Origin of the sequence: Dietzia sp. SYD-A1 (assembly GCF_015356725.1) — a bacterium.
Lineage (GTDB): Bacteria > Actinomycetota > Actinomycetes > Mycobacteriales > Mycobacteriaceae > Dietzia.
On sequence record NZ_JADDKI010000218.1, the window covers coordinates 1 to 7393 of the forward strand.

At 71.2% G+C, this 7393-nt stretch carries 8 protein-coding genes; 2 read left to right on the plus strand and 6 right to left on the minus strand.

Features of this window, described 5'->3' with window-relative positions:
* From tatB to sigE, 4 genes are all read right to left on the minus strand, one after another.
* A partial coding sequence (tatB, locus tag IY392_RS09820) for a Sec-independent protein translocase protein TatB (protein WP_194861100.1) occupies nucleotides 1-359 on the minus strand: 359 nt, incomplete at its 3' end.
* A gap of 60 nt (nucleotides 360-419) precedes the next feature.
* Nucleotides 420-1958 carry a trypsin-like peptidase domain-containing protein gene (locus IY392_RS19585; protein ID WP_309234134.1) on the minus strand — a complete coding sequence of 513 codons (1539 nt, stop codon included), beginning with the start codon at nucleotides 1956-1958 and terminating at the stop codon, nucleotides 420-422.
* 10 nt (nucleotides 1959-1968) lie between these two features.
* On the minus strand, nucleotides 1969-2388 hold the full coding sequence (locus IY392_RS09830; protein ID WP_194861101.1) for a zf-HC2 domain-containing protein: 420 nt from the start codon (nucleotides 2386-2388) through the stop codon (nucleotides 1969-1971).
* A 118-nt stretch (nucleotides 2389-2506) separates the two neighbouring features.
* Complete coding sequence (sigE, locus tag IY392_RS09835) at nucleotides 2507-3130, minus strand: RNA polymerase sigma factor SigE (RefSeq protein WP_107756748.1); 624 nt, start codon at nucleotides 3128-3130, stop codon at nucleotides 2507-2509.
* A 206-nt stretch (nucleotides 3131-3336) separates the two neighbouring features.
* Here sigE and IY392_RS09840 point away from each other — a divergent pair, with 206 nt between their 5' ends.
* On the plus strand, nucleotides 3337-3945 hold the full coding sequence (locus IY392_RS09840; protein WP_194861102.1) for a class I SAM-dependent methyltransferase: 609 nt from the start codon (nucleotides 3337-3339) through the stop codon (nucleotides 3943-3945).
* 46 nt (nucleotides 3946-3991) lie between these two features.
* Here the strand turns inward: IY392_RS09840 and glgC are convergent, their stop codons facing one another.
* Nucleotides 3992-5218 (minus strand): glucose-1-phosphate adenylyltransferase, encoded by a 1227-nt coding sequence (glgC, locus tag IY392_RS09845; protein WP_107756750.1) that lies wholly within the window; start codon nucleotides 5216-5218, stop codon nucleotides 3992-3994.
* A gap of 143 nt (nucleotides 5219-5361) precedes the next feature.
* Here glgC and glgA point away from each other — a divergent pair, with 143 nt between their 5' ends.
* Nucleotides 5362-6528 (plus strand): glycogen synthase, encoded by a 1167-nt coding sequence (gene glgA, locus IY392_RS09850; RefSeq protein ID WP_107756751.1) that lies wholly within the window; start codon nucleotides 5362-5364, stop codon nucleotides 6526-6528.
* Here the strand turns inward: glgA and IY392_RS09855 are convergent.
* Nucleotides 6517-7393, minus strand: an 877-nt coding sequence (locus IY392_RS09855; protein ID WP_228549238.1) for a putative RNA methyltransferase, incomplete at its 5' end; no start/stop codon positions are given. The two genes, glgA and IY392_RS09855, sit on opposite strands and share 12 nt — an antisense overlap.

The window sequence follows — 7393 nt, forward strand, 5'->3', positions numbered from 1 at the left end:
CCGGTGGACTGCGGCCCGGTCGACCGGGGGCTGGTGGTTGGCGGGCCTCCTGCCGGCGCCGCTGCGCCGAAATCGCCCGTGAACAGAGAGTCATCCCCGTCGAGGAGGTGCTTGGTCACCATCGCGCGGGGACTCATGCCCCGCAGATCGCTGAGCTGCTTGAGCGGTTCGCGGAATTCCTCGAAGTCGGCCCCGTAGTCATCGCGCAGCTGCTGCTGGGCGGTCCCGGCGAACTCCTTGACCTTGCGGATCGCGGACGCGAGCCACCGGGCGGCTTCGGGAAGGCGCTCGGGCCCCAGGACGACGAGCGCTATCACGCCCAGTACCAGGAGCTCGGACCAACCCACGTTAGAGAACATCGCCTCTGAGGATACGTCGTCCGGCACCCCTGGTCACCACGACCTCGGACCACGCCGGGGTCAGGCGAGGACGGGGCGGACGGTCACCTCGATCCGTGAGCCGTCTCGGATGACCTCCACCGGGACGTCCACGTCCGCGCCGGCGCGACGGACGGCCACGATGAGTTCGTCGGACGAACGCACCCGACGTTCACCGATCATCGTCACCACGTCGCCTTCCCGCAGACCGGCCTCGAGCGCGGGCGAGCCCTCGCGGACGTTGACGAGCTCGGCGCCCTCGACGTCGCCGTTGTCCGCCTTGCGCGCGTTCACACCGATCGTGGCATGACGCACGGACCCCTCGGTCATGAGCGAGGTCGCGATGGCGCGCACGTCGTTGACGGGGATCGCGAACCCGAGGCCGATCGATCCGCCTGTCCGGGTGAAGATCGAGGTGTTGATGCCGATCACCGCGCCACTGGCGTCGATGAGCGGACCGCCCGAGTTGCCGGGGTTGATCGCCGCGTCCGTCTGGATGGCGTCGATCACGACGTCCCCGTCGGACGTCGACTCCCCCAGCGCGATCGGCCGCTCGGTGGCCGACACGATGCCCTCGGTGACCGTCCTGGCCAGGCCCAGGGGCGAACCGATGGCCACCACCTGCTCGCCCACCTCGACCCGCTCGGAATCCCCGAGCGTCGCCACGGTGAGGTTCTGGACCCCGTCGACCTTGAGCACCGCGAGGTCGGTCGCCGGGTCGCGGCCGACCAGTTCGGCCGACGCCCTGGTCCCGTCCGGGAAGACGACGTCGATGTCCGCCCTGTCCGCGGCACCGTCCATCGTGACGACGTGGTTGTTGGTGACGATGTACCCCTGCGGGTCGATGACGATGCCTGAGCCCTCACCCCGCGCCGAGGGGGTCGAGACCTGGATGTTGACCACCGCCGGCTGGACCCGCTGGGCGACCTCACCGACCGGGTTGTCGGGCCGCAGGACGTTCGTCGGCGCGTCGGCGATGCGGACGGTCGACGTGGTGAGCACTCGCGCCGAATCGGCGACGATCGCTCCGATCCCGCCGCCCACCAGGGCGATGACGGCGACGGCGGCGGCGGCTGCCCCGAGTGCCTGCCGACTCAGCCGCCGTTCGAACAGTGCCTCGGAGAGCGACAGCCTCGGGGGCGGGGGCACGGAGGAACCGGACAGATCCTCGGGTTCGGGCTCCCCGACCGCCTCCACGGCGGGTGCGCCGAACCCCACGGGCGCGTGGGGATCGCGCCAGGGGTCGGGTGATGCGGGTGGCGGCTCCTCGGTCTGGTCCTGCCACGACGGGTGTCGCTCGATCCCCCCGTCGGTGTCACCGGACGGACCGAACGCGGCGGCCAGCGCGGGGTCGGAATCGTCCCGGCGCGCCGGCCCGGACGCGTGATCCGGTGAGGAGGGGTCGTCCGGAGACGCCGGGCGCCGGGGATCGAATCCCCCGGTCACCCCGGCCGGTCGGGAGAAGAGTCCGGCGGAGGCCTCGTCCACCTCCGGCTTGTGGATCGGGGCCGGCTCGCGGAGTGGTCGATCGGGGTCCGCGCCCCGCCCCACCGGACCGGGCACTCCATTCTCATCCTCCACGCGACCCAGCCTAACGGCCGGACGGGCGCAGGCGGCGCAGGAGTCTCGACCACCGGCTGCCCGGCGAGGGCTCCGTGACCCGGGGGACGTCCTCGGACGCGCCCTCCCCGAGACGTCGGAGTCGCTCCCGCAGATCCCCGGGCATGTGGATGGGGCCGGACCCGCGAAGAGCCCGACGTGCGTCCTGCTGTTCGGTCACCTCGCGGCGGCACTGCGGGCACAGTGCGAGATGGGCGTCCGCGCGGACCTTTCCGGCGGAGGGGAGGCACCCGTCGACGTACGCCGCCGCCGCCTCGGTGGAGAGGTGGTCGGTGGAGAGGAAGTGGTGTCCCCCACGGGGAGGCGGAGTGCTCTCCGCCACTTCACGGACCGAATCCCGGGACAACCGGTACTCGGGGGCGGGACCGCGTCCCGCCTGGTATCGGTCCACCCTCGCCCCTTCTCGTCCGTCTTCCTCTGTACCTGATCCGGCCGGCACCCGGCGCTCCCACCGTCCGAGGGGCTCAACGCGCCGAGGGCGCCGCTGGTTCCCCGCAGACCCGGAGAGATCAGTCGATGCCCTGGTGCACCCCGGTCACGCCGGCCGCCTCGAGTTCGGCCCGCAGGGCGGACCGTCCCCGATGGATCCGGCTTCGGACCGTCCCCATCTTCACGCCGAGGATCCGTCCGACCTCCTCGTAACTGAGATCCTCGATGTCGCACAGCACCACCGCCGCGCGGAACTCGGGTGAGAGGTTGGCCAGGGCGGTCTGGAGCACCGGATCGAAGGTCTCCTCCGAGAGGACCTGCTCCGGACTGCGTTCCCGGCCCGGCACCCGCTCGGCGTCGTCGGGGAGAGCCTCGAAGCGGATGCGGCCTCGGCGCCGCGCCATGTCGAGGAAGAGGTTGGTGACGATGCGGTGCATCCACCCCTCGAAGGTGCCCGGCTTGTACTTGTCCAGGGACCTGAACACGCGGATGAACGCCTCCTGGGTGATGTCCTCCGCGTCGTGGGCGTTTCCGCAGAGCCGGAAGGCCAGACGGTAGACCCTGTCCCCGTGCTGGGCGACGAGTTGGGACCAGGACGGCATGTCCGCGGCATCACCGCTCGCGTCGAAGCGTGCGGTCCCCACCGCCTCATCGTGGTCCCCGCCGGGGACGATCGACGTCTCGTGCACGGTCTGCGAGTACATGCGCTGCCGCCGCCTTCCGGCGCGGGATCCTCGCAAGTCGCCCGCGCGGTCTTCCGCCGCACCCTCGTGGAGCGACGTGGTCCCACCCTCCCTCATCGGGCTGTTCTCACGGTATACCCGTACTGAGATCCCCCTGAGAGTCTCATACCGATCCGATCACCGCGCGTTGGACACGTCGTACGCGCACGCGGCGATACGCTGACCAGGTGTCCGATTCGACTGACGTCCCCGCCACCGACCGTTCCCGGCTCACCGATCTCGCGCGCCGCAGTGCCGGTCTGGTCGACGACTCCCTCTACGCCCCCGCACGCGCGGAGGCGGCCGAACTGGGTGCCGCCTCCCCGGACGCGTTGACCGCCGAGGTGATCCGGTTGGTCGCGAGACTGACCGGAGCCCGGGCCGCGGTGTGCATCTCCCCCGCTCCCGGCGTCCCCGCCCTGGCGATCCTGGCCGCGACCGGGCAGGGCTCGGGCACCGTGGTCACCTGCATCACCGACGATCCTCATCACCTCGAGGCGGCGCGGGCCGCGGTGCGGGACGCCGGCCACCCCGCGTCCGCCGCTCGCTACATCGCCGCACGGCCCCTGGAGGTGGCGGACAGGCTCGCTGACGGCGCCTACGATCTGCTCGTCGCCGACGTGCCGGAACACTCGGTCTCCCGGGTGCTGGCCAGGGCCCACCACCTGTTGCGCTCCGGCGGCGCGCTGGTGCTGATCGGTGAGCACGCCCCGCTGCCGGAGGGAGCGGATCTGCCCGAGCACGCTCACGCCACCGTCCTGCCCGTCGGCGGCGGGCTGACCGTCGTCACGCTCTGATCCACACCGCACCGGGCGGCGGCCGGCCGGCGCCCGTGGCCCCGTCTCAGCCCGGCAGCGACGTGACCGAATTCTTGGACACGCTCACCACGCCGCCGGCACTGACGGGGAACCGCAGGCGGTCGCGTTCGTGGTCGACCCCGATCACATCACCCGCGCCGATCTGGCAGTTCTTGTCCACGATCGCCTTGCGCACCACGGCGCCGCGGCCGATCCGGACTCCGGGCATGAGCACGCTGCCCTCCACCACGGCGCCGTCCTCCACGACCACGTTGTTGGAGACCACGGAGTTGCGCACGGTGGCCGCGGAGATGATCGTGCCCGCCCCCACCATCGACTCCTGGGACATCCCGCCGTTGACGAACTTGGCGGGCGGCAGGTTGTCCTGTTGCGTACGGATGGGCCACAGCTTGTTGTAGAGGTTGAAGACCGGGTGCACCGAGACCAGATCCACGTGGGCGTCGTAGAAGGCGTCGATGGTCCCGACGTCGCGCCAGTACCCCCTGTCGCGCTCCGTCTCGCCGGGGACCCGGTTCCGCGCGAAGTCGTACACGTACGCGCGCTGCTGTTCCACCAGCGCGGGGATGATGTCGCCGCCCATGTCGTGGGTGGAATCCGGCTTCTCCGCGTCGGCCTTGAGGGCGTCGACGAGCGCATCCGCGGTGAAGATGTAGTTGCCCATCGAGGCGAAGGTCGCGTCCGGGTCGTCCGGGGTGCCCGGTGGATCGGAGGGCTTCTCGACCCAGTCACGGATCAGGTCGTCCTCCCCCGCGTCGATGCAACCGAAGGCGAAGGCCTCACGTCGCGGGACCCGGATCCCGGCGACCGTGACCGCGGCTCCCGTCTCGATATGGTGCTCCAGCATCTGACGGGGATCCATGCGGTACACGTGGTCCGCCCCGAAGACGACGATGTGGTCGGGCCTCTCGTCGTAGACCAGGTTCAACGACTGGAGGATGGCGTCCGCCGAACCGGTGTACCACCGGGGTCCGAGCCGCTGCTGCGCGGGGACGGGGGTGATGTACTCACCACCCATCCCGCTCATGTGCCACACCTGCGAGATGTGCCGGTCGAGGGAGTGCGACTTGTACTGGGTGAGGACGCAGATCCGCATGAAGCCGGCGTTGACGAGGTTGCTCAGGACGAAGTCGATCAACCTGTAGGACCCGCCGAACGGGACCGCTGGTTTGGCGCGGTCCGCCGTGTGCGGAAAGAGTCGCTTGCCCTCGCCACCGGCGAGGACTATTGCTAGGACGTGCGGCTGGTTCCTCACACCCCCACCGTAACGATTTCCGGGCCGCCGACGCGGGCCATCGCGGGACTTGCCCCCGCTCTGCCCCGGCAGGACACCCCGCGGTCGGGCGGGGTTCACCCGCAACGCTCCAGGGGACGCCGCGGACGGCTAGGTTGGCCGGTGTGCGAGTAGCGATGATGACGAGGGAGTATCCGCCGGAGGTCTACGGCGGGGCGGGCGTCCACGTGACCGAACTGGTGGCCACCCTGAGGCCGCTGTGTGAGGTGGACGTCCTGTGCATGGGCGCCGACCGGGACTCCGCCCGGGCGTTCCGCCCTGATCCGGAGCTGGGCGAGGACGCCAACCCCGCGATCCGCACCCTCTCGGCGGGCCTGCGCATGTGTGTGGCCGCGGAAGGGGCGGACATCGTCCACTCCCACACCTGGTACACGGGCCTCGCAGGCCACCTCGCCGGGGAGCTCTACGGGATCCCGCACGTGGTGTCCGCCCACTCGCTGGAACCCAGCCGCCCCTGGAAGGCGGAACAGCTCGGCGGGGGTTACCGCGTCTCGTCGTGGTCCGAGCGCAACGCCTTCGCACACGCGGACGCGGTGGTCGCCGTGAGTGCGCGGATGAAGGACGAGATCCTCCGCGTCTACCCCGAGGTCGACCCGGAGAAGATCCACGTGATCCTCAACGGTATCGACACCTCCGTGTGGTCGCCGGGCGAGACCTTCACCGGCGAGGACTCCGTCCTCCGCCGCCACGGTGTCGACCCGGACCGCCCGATCGTCGCGTTCGTCGGACGCATCACCCGTCAGAAGGGTGTGCCCCACCTGGTCCGTGCCGCCCGCGACTTCCACCCGGACGCCCAGCTCGTGCTGTGCGCCGGTGCGCCGGACACCCCGGAGATCGGGGCCGAGATGGAGTCCCTGGTCGGCGATCTGCAGTCCACCCGTGACGGCGTGTTCTGGCTCCGCGACATGTTGCCGCGCGACGAGGTCATCGAGATCCTCTCCGCCGCCACGGTGTTCGCGTGCCCGTCCGTGTACGAACCCCTCGGGATCGTCAACCTGGAGGCGATGGCGTGCGACACCGCGGTCGTGGCCTCCGATGTCGGGGGGATCCCGGAGGTCGTCGTCGACGGTGAGACCGGCATCCTCGTCCATTACGACGAGTCGGACCCGGACGCCTTCGAGGCCGGCCTCGCCGCCGCGGTCAACGAGCTGGTGGCCGACCCCGCCAAGGCCGCCGCCTACGGCCGTGCCGGTCAGGAGCGGGCCCGGACCCGGTTCGCGTGGGAGGCGATCGCCGAGCAGACCCACGCGATGTACGCCTCACTCCTGTAGAGACCTGCGGAAGGACCGCACCTCGACGTGGACGCGGAGAGGAGCGTCGCCCACCCCTACCGCGGCCTCGACGCCGGCGCGGTTCAGGTGCACGCCACTGGGCCCCATGAGCGCGAGGTCCGCGGCGATCCGCGCGGGAACCTCCGTGGTGACATCGACCACCCGGACCGGGCCGGGATCGAAGCCCGCGGCCAGTCGGGTGTCGAGACGCTGCGCCTTGTCCGCCGCGGGCGCGAGCATCCCGGCACGGGACCTCAGGGGCTCGAGGTGGCCCGGGCCCGGCACCGCGACGACCAGTGTCCCGCCCGGACGCAGGACCCGCGCGAACTCGGCGGGGTTCCTGGGGGCGAAGACCACCTGGACCACGTCGACGCACCCGTCCTCCAGGGGCAGTCCGTCCCACGTGTCGACGACGAGAGCCGCGACGAGAGGATTGACGCGGGCCAACCGACGGGCGGCGGCGACGGAGAGTTCCGTGCCGATCCCGAGAGGGCCTCCCGCCGCGTCCGCGGCCTCATCGCTCCCCGCACCACTCCGGAGCAGCGCGTCGATGACCCGGTCGAGATAGAACCCGGTGCCGGCACCGGCGTCCAGGATCACGGGGCGATCGTCTGAGCCGACCGCACCGGCCACCGCCTCCACCGCCGCCTCCACCAGCGCCTCGGCCACACCGTCGAACACCCCGTGGCCGAGGACCCGTTCGCGGGCGGCGACCTGCTCCGCCGAGTCGCCGGGGAATCGTCGACCCCGCGCGCCGAGGAGCGTCAGATGACCACCGCGAGCGCGGTCGAACGCATGCCCGCCGCCACACCGCACTCCGGCCCCTGTCGACTCCAGGCCGGCCCGGCACAGCGGACAGCGCAAC